This window comes from Pseudoxanthomonas sp. CCNWLY206-1, assembly GCF_039710385.1.
Taxonomy (GTDB): Bacteria; Pseudomonadota; Gammaproteobacteria; order Xanthomonadales; family Xanthomonadaceae; genus Pseudoxanthomonas_A.
The window spans coordinates 447,187-461,337 of sequence record NZ_JBDKXI010000002.1 but is presented as its reverse complement, the minus strand read 5'-3'; the positions used below and the strand labels follow the sequence as shown (position 1 = coordinate 461,337).

Sequence of the window (14,151 nt, the reverse complement as noted above, 5' to 3'; positions counted from 1 at the left end):
TGTGAGCACTGGTGCAACTGGCTCCTATCGACGACTGATCAGAAGTTCTGTTCGTAACGCATATACATCATGCGGCCGTAGATGTTGTACAGCTGGTTGCTGTAGAACGGAAAGCCGAACAGCGTGCTGTTGATCGGCGGATCTTTGTCGGCCACGTTGCGGGCACCGATGGATACCTTGGCGTTCCAAGGCAGGCTCACGCCGGCCTGCACGTCGAAGGTCGTCCATGACGGCAGTGTCGTAGCCGCGGTGCCGTTGGTGCTGGAACCGATGTAGTTGGTGATCACGCCGAAGCTGTAGGCACCACCGGTCCAATTGATCCCCAACTGACCACGGTCATCCGGGAATGTCGCCGTGCCCGCACGTTCGATGGTGGATGCGGCAATCGGAGTGAAGTCGTATTCCAACTGATGCGACCAGGCCAGCTTGGTACTGAACATGCCGAAACTGTCGGTCTGGAAGCGCCAGTTAGCCTCGAAATCCAGGCCTCTTGACGTTTGCAGTGCGCCATTGTCCGTCGGCAACAGGATCAAGTTGGGCACGCCCGGCAAAGCAGCACCGTTCGGTGCAATGATGGGGGTGCCACGAGTGACGCCATAGCCAGGCACGCCAGCATCGCCATTGCGGAATGCCAAAGCACGCGGCACCGTGCCGATCACGTTCTCAAGCTCGATGTCGTAGTAGTCCAGTGCGAACGACAGGTCCGAACTCGGACTCCACACCACGCCGAGACCCCAGTTGGTCGATTCTTCCGGGGTGAGATTCGGGTTGGACGAGACCAGCCAGGTGTACTGGCCCGACGATGTGCAGGGATTGACGGGGTAAGGCTGGTACGCTGGGTTTCCGGTCGCAGTGCGCACGGCCGTCAGCGCCGCGCAGGCCAGTTCGTCGCCGCCGGCATGTGGCGGAGACAACGTATTGACCGGCGGGCTGTTCAAGTTGGTGCTGGAGCTGTCGCCGTACATGTCGACCAGGGTCGGTGCACGGAAGCCCTTACCCCAGCTGCCGCGGAACAGCAGCGAATCGATCGGGCGGAACTCCAGCGACACGCGTGGCGAGAACTTGCTGCCGAGGTCGTTGTAGCTATCGAAACGGCCAGCCAAGGTCAAGTTCAGACTCTCTAGAATCGGAACCAAGGTCTCGAAGTAAGCCGCATAGTAGGCGCGCTCGCCCTCACCACCGGCGCCTGCAGAGCCGAACACGTTACGTGCGGCGCTCTGGGCGTCGTAGATCTGAGTGAAACGATCATCGCGGTACTCGAAGCCAGTAACGAAACCGACCGCGCCAGCCGGCATTTCGAACAGATCGAAGCTGATGTGCCCGTCGGCCGTGACCGTACGCATCTGCGATTCGACGAAAACCGTATGGCCGATACGACCTGCATTGGCCGCCACGCTCGGATGAGTCGGATCGAACGGATTGAACTGTCCGGAGTCGATCAGCGCCTGCAGTGTGCTGCCGATGCCGTAGTTGTAGTTGACGCTGTTCTGTATGTTGGTGCCATGTCCGACGCTGACTTCCCAGTCGGAGCCACCGAACCAAGAGTTGGTGCCATTCAGGCCGACCAGATACTCGCGCTGCTTGTCTTGGCGAATCGAGTCACGAGTGCCCAGTGGCGTAAAGCGATAATACAAAGTACCCGCTTGGCCGAATGGGTTGAACGGGTTGGTTGCCGAGATGGTTGGCAGCAAACCAGGTCCACGACCACCATTGTCCACCGGAGCGGAGGCGTAAACGCCCAAGCTGCGCGTTTCCGAATTCAGGGCGCGGAAGAAGAACTGCGTGTTCTCGGTGATGTCGTAATTGCCGTTGACGAATAGTGCATTGCGGCGAAGCGACGATTCGTTGGCAGACGTTGCGCCATGGTCAAACGCGCAGCGGGTGGGACTGATACGGATGCTGTTCTCGAACGTATCGCAGTTAGCGACACTCTGCAGGCCGGCGCTGCCAAGGAACGTGGCGGAGGAGTTGTACGTGCTTAGGCCAGCAGTCCACAAGGCGGCGGGAATCTTGTCGCGGATGTCACGGTTGTACATCATGTCGCGCTGCTGATGATCCAGCACGAAAGTGATGTTGCCGCGGTCGGACGAAATGCCACCGGACACGCTCAACGAGTTGCCGTCCGGACCCGCACTGGACGAGGTTTCATAGCTGGCGGTGACGTTCAGTCCTTCATAATCCTTGCGCAGGATGATGTTGACCACGCCGCCGATAGCGTCGGAGCCATACACGGCGCCCGCGCCTTCACGGAGGATCTCGATACGCTCCACCGCCGAGGTGGGGATCATATTGATGTTGGCGGCGCCACCGGCGAGTGCGCCGGAATTGGTCATGCGACGGCCATCGATCAGCACCAACGTGTAAGCCGAACCCAGGCCGCGCAGGTTGATGGTCGCCTGCGAACCTGTAGCTGAGCCAGAGGATTCACGCGCCGAACCGAACGAGTTGTAGACGTTGCTGCGCAGGAAATCGGAAACTGACAATTCACCGGCGGCTTCGATGTCGGCCCGCGTAATGGTGGTAATGGGCGCGGCACCTTCAATGTCGGTACGCTTGATGCGTGAACCCGTTACTTCGATGCGGTTAAGGGTTGTTGTAGTTTGTTCAGAGCTTGTGTCTTGTGCAAAGGCGAGGCCTGTGCCAACGGCAGACACAGCGCCGACCGCGAGCGCGAACGAGATTGCGTCACGGAGCTTGGTGGTTTTGCAGTTCATTCTCTCTCTCTCCCGATAGGGGGTGAATCCCAAAAGTTGCCCTTAGCACAGCAAAAAGTCGAAAGCTGCAAAGTTAAGGGGTGGCCGGATACTAGACGGGTTTGAGAAAGAATTAAAGATCTGTAAAGAATTAAGAAATGTTACGTGACGCCCGGGAGTGGTAGGCATCGGGCAACAGGCATAAGAAAAACGTGACGACCACCACTGGGCGTCAGAATCTTGGCGCAACGTATGGAGTGTTAGAGGTCTTGCTCGTACCGGACGTAAGGCACGGTGCCTTCGTCGGCATTCTCATTTGTTAATGAGAATGGATTCTTGCCGCGGGTGACGACGTTCTCGGCACCGACGGTCAATTGGCCGCTCCATGGCGTGCGCCAGGTCAGGCCCAGCCCCAGGCCTTCCACTTTGCCCGGTTGACCGGGCACATCGACCACGCGGCCGACGATATTGGCGCTGAAGGGACCATAGCCGCCGCCCAGGCTGATGCTTTTACTGTTCCAGCGGTCAGCGAGTGCCGGCAGATCGGAGGCAGGGACCAGGCGGGCGCGGGCGACGTTGCCGCCGATCGACACGAAGAAGCCTTCGCTGCCGATGTCTTTCTGGCCGAAAACAGCCAAGTCATTCTGCTCGACCTGGCCGCCGGCGGCCTTGCCGGCAGATAGCCATGCAGGCAGGGTGTCGCGGCCGGTGCCGGCCGACAGCCCCAGTTTGCCGCCGGGGCGGCTCAGCGTGGCGCCGATGGAAATACGCTGGCTTCCGCCATTGTCATCTTCGCCAAGCGTGGCGAGCATGCAGTGGCTGGCCAGGCTGCCAATGCTTCCGACGATGCCGCTTTGGCGATTGCAGACCAATCCGAGCGAGTCGTCCGCATCCAGGCCGAATGCAGCGCTAAGTGTGTTGCCGCCTAACCGCCACCGGGCACCAGCGGAGGCCTCGCCCGTAGGTTCCAATAGCAGTACCGCCTCTACTTTTCCGTTGCTGTTGTTCCAGACGGGCAGGGCGGTGGTGGTGTTCCTTTTGGCAACGGGAGCCTTTACCGGTGCGGATTGCGCATGCGCGCCTGCCGCCACGCCTAGGGCGAGCAATACGGCAAACGACAGTCGCAGACAACGCAGTTTCATGGCTCGCTTCAGACTCCCGATAACGGACGGAGTTCCCACCAAAGGGGGAACCAATCCTATGCGATTTATGTTTCTTTAACAAGTCCCCAGAGCCGTGGAACACCCTCCAATAGTCTCATTGGAGCCTTGTCGGAGCGTCTATTCCGACAGACGGTAATGTAAAGAGTTCCCCAACTTCGGCAGGTGAAAACAGGTAGCTCTGTCCACAGAACTCGCAACGCACTTCGGCGGCCCCTTCGGCCAGCGCAGCGGTCGCTTCCTCCTCTCCCAGCGACTGGAGCATGCTCGCCACTCGCTCCCGAGAGCAAGAGCAAGCGAAGCGAATTGGGCGCTCGGTCAGTATTTGGGGGGCTTCTTCGTGGAACAGCCGATGCAGCAGCTGGTCAATGGGCACCTCCAGCAGCTCGGCCTCGCCCAGCGTGTCGAACAGGGCGCCCGCGCGCACCCATCCATCGGAATCGCCTTCGTCGCCCGGCAGTTTCTGCAGCATCAGCCCGGCCGCCCTCGTGGCATTGGTCGCCAAGAGCAGGCGGGTAGGCAACTGCTCGGATTGACGGAAATAGTCTTCGAACGCTTCTGCCAGCCGGCTGGATTGCAGCGTCACCAGGCTTTGGTAGCGCTGAGGATCGCGCGGGTTCAGGCCTGGGTTTTCGATGGTGATCGCCAGCAACGCGTCGTCGCCCAGTTGCAGTAGATCCCGCGGGGCATCGCCGGTGTCTGTCAGCTGCACGATGCCGCGGATGGTGCCGGCAGCGGTGCACTCGGCAAACAAGGTGCGCAAGTCGCCCTGGCTGCGAAGTTGGATCGACAGTCGTCCATCCACCTTGGTGTGTCCGGTAAAGAGCACGGCCGCTGCACACGCTTCGCCCAGCAGTTCCGCGGCAGCCTCCGGATAGTCGGCACGACCGAGCACTGTGCGCCAGGCATCGTCCAGATGGACGATGACGCCGCGTACACCGGCTTTCGGCAGCAGGAAGCGGGTCAATGCGTCGGTGCTAATGGTGCTTGTCATCGAGGTGCCTTGGGAATTTGTACAGGTGACCGCGTCGCATCGGCATAATGATGCGATTACGGCTGGGCAGGAAAGCATCACGATGGGGGCGATGAAGACCATCCTCAACCCAGGGCAGGGCGCATGAGTTCGAGCTCCCCTCCCCGCGTCCGCCTGCGGCGTTGGCTGCGCTGGATGCTTGCTTTCCCTTTTTTATTCGCGGCCGCCAGCATTCTGCAGGTGGCGGTGTTGCGCTTTGTCGATCCGCCGCTGTCCGCCTTCATGGTGGCGCGGCAACTGGAAGCGTGGGGCGAAGGCGATTGGCGATTCCAGGTTTCCTATCGCTGGCGGGATATCGAGCAAATCGCGCCGAGCCTGCCGGTGTCGATGGTGGCAGCCGAGGATCAGAATTTCGCCGAGCATGGTGGTTTCGACCTGAAGGCCATCCAGAAGGCTCGGGCCAACAATGCCAAGGGCCGCAAGGTGCGTGGCGCCAGCACCATCAGCCAGCAAGTGGCCAAGAACCTGTTCCTGTGGCAGGGCCGCAGCTGGCTGCGCAAGGGCATCGAGGCTTGGTATACGTTGCTGATCGAAATGCTGTGGCCGAAAACCCGGATATTGGAGGTTTACGTCAACATCGCCGAGCTTGGCGATGGCGTCTATGGCGCGCAGGCGGCAGCTCGACGCTATTGGGGCAAGGACGCTTCCGGATTGAGCAGCGCCGAAAGCGCGCGTTTGGCAGCGGTGCTGCCTTCACCGCGCCGGTACGATGCAAAGAATGCGGGTCCTTATGTACAGCGCCGCGCTCGCTGGATCCAGCGCCAGGTGCGCCAAATCGGCGGCGCCGGCTACCTGCAGACTTTGGATAATGGATAGCAATGGAACGTCTGACCGTCGTCATCGCCGCGCATAACGAAGCCGAATCGCTGCCGTTGCTGCACCCGCGCATCGTGTCGGTGCTGCGGCAAATGGAGATGGTCGATGGCCATGTGTTGTACGTTGACGATGGCAGCACCGACGGCACTTGGGAGATATTGCAGCGATTGGCGCGGCAGGACGCCAAAGTGTCGTTGCTGCGCCTGTCACGTAATTTCGGCAAGGAAGCGGCCCTGACTGCCGGACTGGACCAAGTGGAATCCGGAGCGGCCGTCATTCTGGACGCCGATGGGCAGGACCCGCCGGAGCTGATTCCCGAATTCGTGGCGCGATGGCGTGAAGGCTATGACAACGTGCACGGCACGCGCATCCAGCGAGAGGGTGAAGGTTGGTTGAAGCGGTCCACGGCCCACCTGTTCTATCGCGTCATCGGCCGTCTTTCCAAAACCCCCATCCCGGCCGATACCGGCGACTTCCGCCTGCTGTCTCCGCGCGCCTTGGAAGGGTTGCGGCAGATGCGGGAACGCCATCGTTTCATGAAAGGCTTGTTTGGCTGGGTAGGCTACAAACAGATCGCCATTCCCTACCGACGCGAGCCGCGGGTGGCGGGCGACAGCCACTTCGGACTCTGGAGGTTGTGGAACTTCGCCCTGGAGGGCATCACCAGTTTTTCGACGGCGCCGTTACGGGTAGCCACTTACCTGGGCGTGACGACCGCATTGTTCGCTTTCGTCTTCGGATTGTGGATCGTAGTGAAGGCGCTGTTATGGGGTGACGCTGTCGCCGGCTGGCCCACCATGATGGCGGTGATCCTGTTCCTCGGCGGCATGCAACTGGTCGCGCTGGGGATGATCGGCGAATACCTGGGCCGGTTGTACGACGAATCAAAGCAGCGGCCGCTGTACCTCGTGGATGTATGGCAACCGGGCGCGGCAGGAGTATCCTTTGAGCAATCCAGCGTAAAGGAAGAGTCTCATGCGCACGGTACGTCAGTTGTTGGGGGCCAAGGCCCCTGAAGTTTTCGCCGTATCTCCGGACGATTCGGTGCTGGATGCGATCAAGCTGATGGCACTGAAAGGCATAGGCGCGGTGCTGACGATGCAGGATGGCCGATTGGTCGGCATCGTTTCCGAACGCGACTACGCACGCAAGGTCGTCCTGCAGGGGCGTTCGTCCTCCAACACACCCGTGCGCGACATCATGACAGCCGATGTGGTGACCGTCCGTTTGGACGACACCGTCGATCGCTGCATGCAGATCGTCACCGACCATCGCATCCGCCATCTCCCCGTGGTCGAAAGCGGCAGTGTCATTGGCGTGGTTTCCATCGGCGACCTGGTGAAAGCGGTAATTGAGGATCAGCAATTGGAGCTCGATCAGCTGCAGCGATATATCGCCAGCTGACCTGGTGTTAGCCCCCGGGGGTTATTTCGCGTACTTGCCCCCGCACTGCGCGTCTTTACCCGGCCCGAGTTCGAGTGTCGCCAGCAAGGCCGCGGGCGGCGCGATGCTGCCAAGCGCTAATGCGGTGGCGCCACGCAGGCCCAGGCGCTTCAAGTCCGGACGGAAGGATGGATCCTTGAACGTGCCGCCCACCACCAACGGCGAGCGCAATGCCAGCAGGCTGCGATCCTTCGGGCGCGGCCGCAGTTCCAGATCCAGCGTCTCGTTTTTTAGATTGATTTGACCTTTGCCGACGATGATCGTGTCGGTGGAATCAAACGCCAGGGTTCGCGCATCCATCACGCCATCTTTCACCGCGAAATCGCCAAAGGCGCAACGGACGGGAATCGTGCGGTCCTTCGTCACCATGAATTTCAGCGCTTCGGCGATGTCGATGCCGGCTAGTTCCATCAGCAGATTGCTGATCTGGCCCTGCCCCATGCCCAACGCGATATCCCCGTCGGCGCTGCCCAGGATCTGCGCGACGGAGTTGCCGTTCCCCACGATAGCGATATCTCCGCCGATAAGGCCGATGGCATTTCGGGTAAGTTCCGCATCGGGAAAGAGCTTGCCCAGATTGATCCGGCGAGCTGCGATCTGCGCCCGCGTCCGGATGACTTGCCCACGCGCGTCCATCAGGATGTTCGAACGAAGATCCCCGCCGGCCACACCGAAGTTCAGTGGCTGCAGGCGCAGCACGCCCGCGTCCAATTTCAGATGTGCATCCATGTCGTCGATAGGCAGTCTAGGCGCGTTGATGCGGTTCGCTTTCCAGCGCACGTCCGCATCCATGGCCCGCAACTTGCCCAGGTCGTAAGGTGTCCGTGGAAGCACGCGGGCATTGGCTTCATCACGAGCATCTTGCTGTGCTTCCCCTTCGCTACGATTGGAGTCGTCCTCACGCGGCGTCGCACCGACAAAACCCGCAAGATCGTCAAAATCCAGTCGCTTGGATACCAGATTGGCTTTCAGCAGCGGCCGGTCGCGCCCCACGGTGATGCTGGCCGAACCACCAAGATCGCTGTCGCCCACCTCGCCGGTGAAGCCGTCGTAATGCCATGTGTCACCATCACGAGTGAAACGCCCATCCAGTCGGTAAGGGGGCGTCGGTGGCATGGCGATGCCAATGAGCGGATACAGGTGCTCAAGGTTTTGCCCGGTCAGCATCAGCTTCACGTCGAAATCACGCAGGCGCAGTGGATCGAGCAACGTGCCACGCGCATGTGCCTGGGTCGGCCCCGCCGCGGCGCGCAAATCGATGCGATAAGGCTGATCGGCGTTGCGCAATTCCAGCGGAGACTCCGCCCGGCCCTTCAGAGTGAAGGAGCTACCCGTCCAATGCCCCCGGCCTTCGATATCGACAGGTGGCGCCCCGCCCACTCGATCGGGCGGAGCGCTGTCGAGTTGGATATCGATGTCGGTCCTACGTGCGGCATCCAGGAATTCCAGCCGTCCATCTTCAATCCACAGTCGCCGGAAGACCGTCTCGCCTTTGCCGTCTTGTTTTCCGAACACCCAATTGCCTTTTCCGTCGGGTCCCGTTTCCAAGCGCAGGTGAGGCTTGGTCAGGCGTATTTCGGGGATGCGAGTTTCTCGCCGGAAAATCAGCGACCACAACTCGATGTCCATTTCGGCATGATCCGCTGACGCCATGGTAGCTTCCCGCGACCATGGAGCGTTGCCGAATCGCAGCGCGTCGGCGCGAATGGTGGTGACCCGACCGAGATCGACGTCGAGATCGCCTCCGATCCTGAATTCTCGTCCCGTCGCCGCACTGACGCGCCGTTCGACCGGCGCCTTGAACCAGTTCCAGTCGAACAGCACGATGAACACGATCACGGCAACCGCTACCGCAGCCGCCGCGGTCAGCGTTTTGCGTGATGGGCGCCATGGCGTGAGCGGCATCGTGCGAGATCGATCGCGCGTCATGCCGCCAATATAGGAGCGGCGTGTTCAGATACCGCGAAAGCAATGTCTGCGAACTTACCCGGCGGACAAGGCCCGTTCAGCCCGAGGGCAGGGGTTAAGCGGCGGGTAGCCTGGGCAGTAGAACCTGTTCGGTAACGGCAACAAAATGGCAGACACTGCCGGCGATCACGAATAAGTGCCAGATTGCATGCGAATAGCGGATCGATTCGCGGTGATAGAAGTACGTGCCAAGCGTGTAGAAGATGCCGCCTGCCAGCAGCCAGCCCAGCGTCCAACTGTCCAGCGATGCCAGCAGTGGCTTGATCGCTACGATCACCAGCCAGCCCATCGCAATGTAGATCAGCGTGGAGAGCAATTTGAACCGGCCGGTGTAGAACAGTTTGAAGATCACGCCAGCCACCGCCAGTGTCCAGATGGCGGCAAACAATCCCCAGCCCCAAGGGCCGCGCAGGCCGATCAGCGTGAAGGGCGTGTAGGTGCCTGCGATCAAAAGGTAAATGGCGCAGTGATCGAAGACTTTGAGGCGAGACTTGGCGACTGGGTGCTGGATGGCGTGATAAAGCGTTGAGGCGACATAAAGCAGCAACAACGTTACGCCGAAGACGATGGCGGCGCCCAGCTGCCATCCGTCGCCATGCAGCGCTGCCAGCGTGATCAGCACCGCACCGCCCGCGAGCGCCGCGGCGGCGCCTACGCCATGGGTCAACGCGCTGGCGATTTCGTCACGCATGTCGGCGAGGTGATCCGCGCGCTGGCGTGCTTGCATATCGTGAGGGGGAGTTGATTCGTTACTCATGCCGGGAAATTACCGCACTGCGTCATTTGGCGCATCTATACGCTGTTGCTGGTTTCCGCATGGAGACATTTGCGACAGCCAACATTGCGTCCTTGCGACCGGAAACTTCAACGTCGCGACTCACGTCGCTCCCACAACCAATTTCATCCATGCCTTCGTAGAGCCGAGCTTGCTCGGCTGCTCTTCGGTCGGTGGACGTAGCAAAAGCAGTGGAGCAGCTCCGCTCTACGTCATTACGGGCGAACAAATGGATCCGGTCAGTCCACTGCCACCGCGTGCGCATGCTCGCGGGTGGCGTGGAACCTGACATCCGGCGCGCGCTCCTGCGCCAGTTGCAGGTTGACGCGAGTGGGGGCCAGATAAACCAGTTCGCCAGCCGCATCCAACGCCAGGTTCGGTGCGTTCTTGTCGCGGAACTCTTCGAATTTCTTGCTGTTGTCGCAGTGCACCCAGCGTGCCGTCACCACGCCGACCGGCTCGAAGCTCGCATCCACGCCGTACTCGTCCTTCAAGCGGTATGCCACGACATCGAACTGCAGCGTGCCCACGGCGCCCAGAATCAGGTCGTTGCTCATCAGCGGCCGGAAGAACTGGGTGGCGCCTTCCTCGCTCAGCTGCGCCAAGCCCTTCTGCAATTGCTTCAGCTTGAGCGGATCGCGCAAACGTGCGCGGCGGAACAGTTCCGGAGCGAAGTTGGGAATGCCGGTGAAGCTGATCGCCTCGCCTTCGGTGAACGTGTCGCCGATGGAAATGGTGCCGTGGTTGTGGATGCCGATAACGTCACCCGGCCATGCCTCCGCGGCGATCTCGCGATCGCTCGCCATGAAGGTCAGCGCGTTGGCCAACTTCATGTCCTTGCCCGTACGCACATGGAAGGTTTTCATGCCAGCCTCGAAGCGGCCCGAGCAGATGCGCATGAACGCCACGCGATCGCGGTGCTGCGGATCCATATTGGCCTGGATCTTGAACACGAAGCCCGTCAGCTTCTCTTCCGCCGGCTGTACCGCGCGCGTCGTGGTGCTGCGTGGCAGCGGCGACGGCGCATGCTCGACAAAGAAATCCAGCAGCGGCTGCACGCCGAAGTTGTTGACCGCGGAGCCGAAGAACACCGGCGTCTGCTTGCCGGCGCGATAGGCTTCCGAATCGAATGGGTGGGAGGCGCCTTGCACCAGTTCCAACTCGTCGCGCAGGTTGGCCAGCATGTCGGCGCCGATCTTCGCTTCCAGGCCCGGGTCGTCCAGCGACGCGAAGATGGTGGAATCCTGGCGGGTGAAGTTGCGACCGGGTTCGTAGAGATGCACTTCACCGCTGACCAGATGCACCACGCCTTTCAAGCGCGAGCCCATGCCGATGGGCCAAGTAACGGGCGCACATTGGATACCCAGCACGCTTTCCACTTCATCCAGCAGCTCGATGGGCTCGCGGCCTTCGCGGTCCAGCTTGTTGATGAAGGTCATGATGGGCGTGTCGCGCAGACGGCACACTTCCATCAGCTTGATGGTGCGCTCTTCCACGCCCTTGGCGACGTCGATCACCATCAAGGCAGAGTCCACCGCGGTCAGAACGCGATAGGTGTCCTCGCCGAAGTCGGCGTGTCCCGGCGTGTCCAGCAGATTGACGATCTTGCCTTCGTACGGGAACTGCATCACCGACGAGGTGACCGAGATGCCGCGCTCCTTTTCCAGCGCCATCCAGTCGGAGGTCGCATGGCGCGCCGCTTTCCGGCCCTTGACCGAACCCGCCATCTGGATGGCGCCGCCGAACAGCAGCAGCTTTTCGGTCAAGGTGGTCTTGCCGGCGTCGGGGTGGGAAATGATGGCGAAGGTGCGGCGGCGCGCGGCTTCGGTGGAGACTTCGGACATAGCGACGGCGCCCGCGAGGGCGCTGGGAGGAAGGGGAAAGGCTGATTATAGCGTCAGCGTGGATGAAGCCCTGACATTGCCATCGATGACACGCTCCGGCTGGCGGTTCAGCGCGGCGCCTGGCCTGCGCCCATGACCGGTTCCGATTCCCGATCCGGCGTGCGGCTGGGGAATTTCAGCTGTCCCAGCGGCCCGAACATCCGAAAGGGGATCGATTCCAACTGCATGCCGCGGTTGGCCTGCACCACGAAATGCAGGTGCGGCGCCGTACTGAAGCCGGTATTGCCCGACAGCCCGATGCGCTGGCCCTTGCGGACGTATTGGCCGACCCGCACCTGCGCGCCTTCCGGCTTCAAGTGCGCATATACCGCCATGCTGCCGTCGCCATGCAGAATCCGGATGAAGTTGGCGCGGCCGCCGTATTTTTCACGGTTCAGTCCGGCTTTCTCGAAATCCGATTCCACCTGCATCACCACGCCTTCGCGGACGGCCAGGATGGGCGTGCCTTCCGGCACCGCGAAGTCGATGGCATACAGGTTCTGGGTGTCGTTATGGCTGAAGTTGCCCCCCGGTCCCTGGTCCACCCGGACACGGCCGTAGTCGAACGGCAGCCGGTAGTCGTAATCCTGCGGCTGGCTTGCCGGATCGCCTGGCAGCCCATCCAGCAACAGCTCGAAATCGCCGCCGCGGATGGGGTCGGTCATGTCGATGGTGGCTACCAGCACGCTGCTGCGCGCCGGCACCACGGCGCGTGCGGGTAAAACAGGTGTGCTGCGAACGTTGCTATTGCGTTTGAACTTCATCAGCACTTCCACCGGACCGTGCATCAGATTGTCGGCCCAGGCCTGATAGCGCAGGCCCTGCTTTTCCAGGCGCAAGCGGATCAGCGCGCTGGGCGAATTACGGAAGCGCTGGACCGATACGTCGCTGCTGGGCAACTGGTCCGGGTGCGGCGGCTGATCGCCATAGTGCGTATAGCCTTCCTTGTCTTTCCAGCGGTACAGGCGCGCAGCGTCGGCCGGGGCGGCGGCGGCCGTCAGCAACGCCAGCCCGGACATCAACAAACACAATCGCCTGAGGATACTCACCGCACGCAATTGTCCTTCAATCCCAGCGCGCTCGCGACATCGCGCAGATCGAAGGCCGCCAATGATTGATCGTTATGCAACGCGAACAGCGCGCCTGCGGGGAAGCGCGGCGTCGGAGAGGCATAGATCGTTTCGCCATCGGTATTCGCCACGACATGCCCGGAAAAAATGCCCTGCGGCGTCAACGTGGTGCGGTCGAAGACACGGAACAGGGTCGGCGTCAGCTGATCCACTGCAATCCAATACCCGTCGTCACCGTCGCAGTTCCACAACGCGATGCCTTCTGCATCGGCGTCGAACGTCGCCAGGCTATGACCGCGATAAAAACCGTTCAAGGTGTAGTCGCGCAAGGTCGAGCCCACTCGGCGATCTTCATCGGCAATCAGCAGGCGATCGTGGCTGGCGTCGCCAGCGATCGATTCCACCATGCGCAGGGCGCCGGCTTCGCCGGTATCGCCGAAGTCGCCGCGGTACTCGGAGCGGAAGCTGCCGTCATCGTCGAATTCGATCTGGAAGCGCTTCACGCGATGCTTCAATTCCGCCATTGGTGGCAGCTGCCCGGTCCGGAAATCGGCCATGAAACTATCGGTGACGAACAGTTCCAACTGTCCCGGGCCGGTTTCCTGCGCCCACAGCCCATATGGCACTCGCAACACGTCTGCGCCGAAGTCGCCCAGCGGCGAAAAATCGGGTAGCCGGAAAACCTGCACCCGGTGGTTGTCGCGCTCGGCTACAAACAAGGTATCGCCGAATACCACGATGCCATTGGGGCGATTGAACTGGCCGGGCCCGGTGCCCGGTCCGCCGACAGTTCGCAACCTTTGGCCGTTGTCGGCGTCGTAGACAACCAGGCGATGGGTGGACTTGGCCGTGGCGATCAGCCAGACCTGGCCATCCTCGGTCGGCCATGCCGCCACCGAATCGAGTTCGTCGCCAGGCACGGGCTCCGAGATCCAGGCCTCGACGATCCGCGCATCCGCCGCCGTGGTGGGCTTGGGGGCGGGAGGCGTGGAGGTGCGCACGGCAGGCGCGGTGGCGCAGGCGGTCAGTAGCGCCATGCATGCACAGGCCAGGAGGGTTTTCCGATTCATTAACAAATTATGCGACATCGCGGGAGGCGGGGCGATAGTAAGAAAAGAAACTATCTCTTCATCCGAATAAAGCGATTGACACCCCCCGGGCGGGGTGGCAAGCTGGCGCCACCATCGAGACCGGCAGAGGGACAGGCCCGAAGAAGCCGGGGCAGCCAGCGACGCGCAAGCGCCGTGTAGGTGCCAAATCCTGCGGAGACCACGCGTCTGCCGAAAGATGGTTCGTACCGTGCCACCGCG

At 61.4% G+C, this 14,151-nt stretch carries 11 protein-coding genes and 1 riboswitch; of the genes, 3 read left to right on the top strand and 8 right to left on the bottom strand.

Features of this window, described 5'->3' with window-relative positions:
- Positions 1–38 precede the first annotated feature (38 nt).
- The 3 genes from AADW18_RS06285 to AADW18_RS06275 form a co-directional block, all read right to left on the bottom strand.
- A complete protein-coding gene (locus tag AADW18_RS06285; protein ID WP_337342499.1) occupies positions 39–2,714 on the bottom strand; it encodes a TonB-dependent receptor in 2,676 nt (891 codons plus the stop codon).
- Positions 2,715–2,953: 239 nt separating this feature from the next.
- Positions 2,954–3,799: a hypothetical protein gene (locus AADW18_RS06280; protein WP_337342743.1), complete on the bottom strand. Its 846-nt coding sequence runs from the start codon at positions 3,797–3,799 to the stop codon at positions 2,954–2,956.
- Between the two features lie 151 nt (positions 3,800–3,950).
- Positions 3,951–4,847 carry an Hsp33 family molecular chaperone HslO gene (locus AADW18_RS06275; RefSeq protein ID WP_337342498.1) on the bottom strand — a complete coding sequence of 299 codons (897 nt, stop codon included), beginning with the start codon at positions 4,845–4,847 and terminating at the stop codon, positions 3,951–3,953.
- A 123-nt stretch (positions 4,848–4,970) separates the two neighbouring features.
- Here AADW18_RS06275 and mtgA point away from each other — a divergent pair, with 123 nt between their 5' ends.
- From mtgA to AADW18_RS06260, 3 genes are read left to right on the top strand one after another with little or no spacing between them, the layout of a single operon-like run.
- Positions 4,971–5,702 (top strand): monofunctional biosynthetic peptidoglycan transglycosylase, encoded by a 732-nt coding sequence (gene mtgA / locus AADW18_RS06270; protein ID WP_337342497.1) that lies wholly within the window; start codon positions 4,971–4,973, stop codon positions 5,700–5,702.
- A complete protein-coding gene (locus AADW18_RS06265) occupies positions 5,699–6,718 on the top strand; it encodes a glycosyltransferase family 2 protein (RefSeq protein WP_337342742.1) in 1,020 nt (339 codons plus the stop codon). Before mtgA ends, AADW18_RS06265 begins: the two co-directional genes overlap by 4 nt.
- A complete protein-coding gene (locus AADW18_RS06260; protein WP_337342496.1) occupies positions 6,678–7,106 on the top strand; it encodes a CBS domain-containing protein in 429 nt (142 codons plus the stop codon). Before AADW18_RS06265 ends, AADW18_RS06260 begins: the two co-directional genes overlap by 41 nt.
- A 21-nt stretch (positions 7,107–7,127) precedes the next feature.
- Here the strand turns inward: AADW18_RS06260 and AADW18_RS06255 are convergent, their stop codons facing one another.
- From AADW18_RS06255 to AADW18_RS06235, 5 genes are all read right to left on the bottom strand, one after another.
- Positions 7,128–9,050 (bottom strand): AsmA family protein, encoded by a 1,923-nt coding sequence (locus tag AADW18_RS06255; RefSeq protein WP_337342495.1) that lies wholly within the window; start codon positions 9,048–9,050, stop codon positions 7,128–7,130.
- A gap of 118 nt (positions 9,051–9,168) precedes the next feature.
- The gene (locus AADW18_RS06250; protein WP_337342741.1) at positions 9,169–9,840 is read right to left on the bottom strand and encodes a hemolysin III family protein; all 672 of its coding nucleotides are present in this window, start codon (positions 9,838–9,840) and stop codon (positions 9,169–9,171) included.
- A gap of 287 nt (positions 9,841–10,127) precedes the next feature.
- On the bottom strand, positions 10,128–11,732 hold the full coding sequence (locus AADW18_RS06245; protein WP_337342494.1) for a peptide chain release factor 3: 1,605 nt from the start codon (positions 11,730–11,732) through the stop codon (positions 10,128–10,130).
- Positions 11,733–11,839: 107 nt separating this feature from the next.
- The gene (locus AADW18_RS06240) at positions 11,840–12,820 is read right to left on the bottom strand and encodes a peptidoglycan DD-metalloendopeptidase family protein (protein ID WP_342961437.1); all 981 of its coding nucleotides are present in this window, start codon (positions 12,818–12,820) and stop codon (positions 11,840–11,842) included.
- Positions 12,817–13,911 (bottom strand): phytase, encoded by a 1,095-nt coding sequence (locus AADW18_RS06235; RefSeq protein WP_337342492.1) that lies wholly within the window; start codon positions 13,909–13,911, stop codon positions 12,817–12,819. Before AADW18_RS06235 ends, AADW18_RS06240 begins: the two co-directional genes overlap by 4 nt.
- 108 nt (positions 13,912–14,019) lie before the next feature.
- Positions 14,020–14,135, top strand: a riboswitch (SAM riboswitch).
- Positions 14,136–14,151 lie beyond the last annotated feature (16 nt).

Bases quoted from the DNA above. Each gene is read 5' to 3' on its own strand.
- AADW18_RS06285 (WP_337342499.1), bottom strand. From the start codon at position 2,714: ATGAACTGCAAAACCACCAAGCTCCGTGACGCAATCTCGTTCGCGCTC.
- AADW18_RS06245 (WP_337342494.1), bottom strand. From the start codon at position 11,732: ATGTCCGAAGTCTCCACCGAAGCCGCGCGCCGCCGCACCTTCGCCATC.
- AADW18_RS06235 (WP_337342492.1), bottom strand. From the start codon at position 13,911: ATGAATCGGAAAACCCTCCTGGCCTGTGCATGCATGGCGCTACTGACC.
- AADW18_RS06260 (WP_337342496.1), top strand. From the start codon at position 6,678: ATGCGCACGGTACGTCAGTTGTTGGGGGCCAAGGCCCCTGAAGTTTTC.
- mtgA (WP_337342497.1), top strand. From the start codon at position 4,971: ATGAGTTCGAGCTCCCCTCCCCGCGTCCGCCTGCGGCGTTGGCTGCGC.
- AADW18_RS06250 (WP_337342741.1), bottom strand. From the start codon at position 9,840: ATGCAAGCACGCCAGCGCGCGGATCACCTCGCCGACATGCGTGACGAA.
- AADW18_RS06255 (WP_337342495.1), bottom strand. From the start codon at position 9,050: ATGCCGCTCACGCCATGGCGCCCATCACGCAAAACGCTGACCGCGGCG.
- AADW18_RS06275 (WP_337342498.1), bottom strand. From the start codon at position 4,847: ATGACAAGCACCATTAGCACCGACGCATTGACCCGCTTCCTGCTGCCG.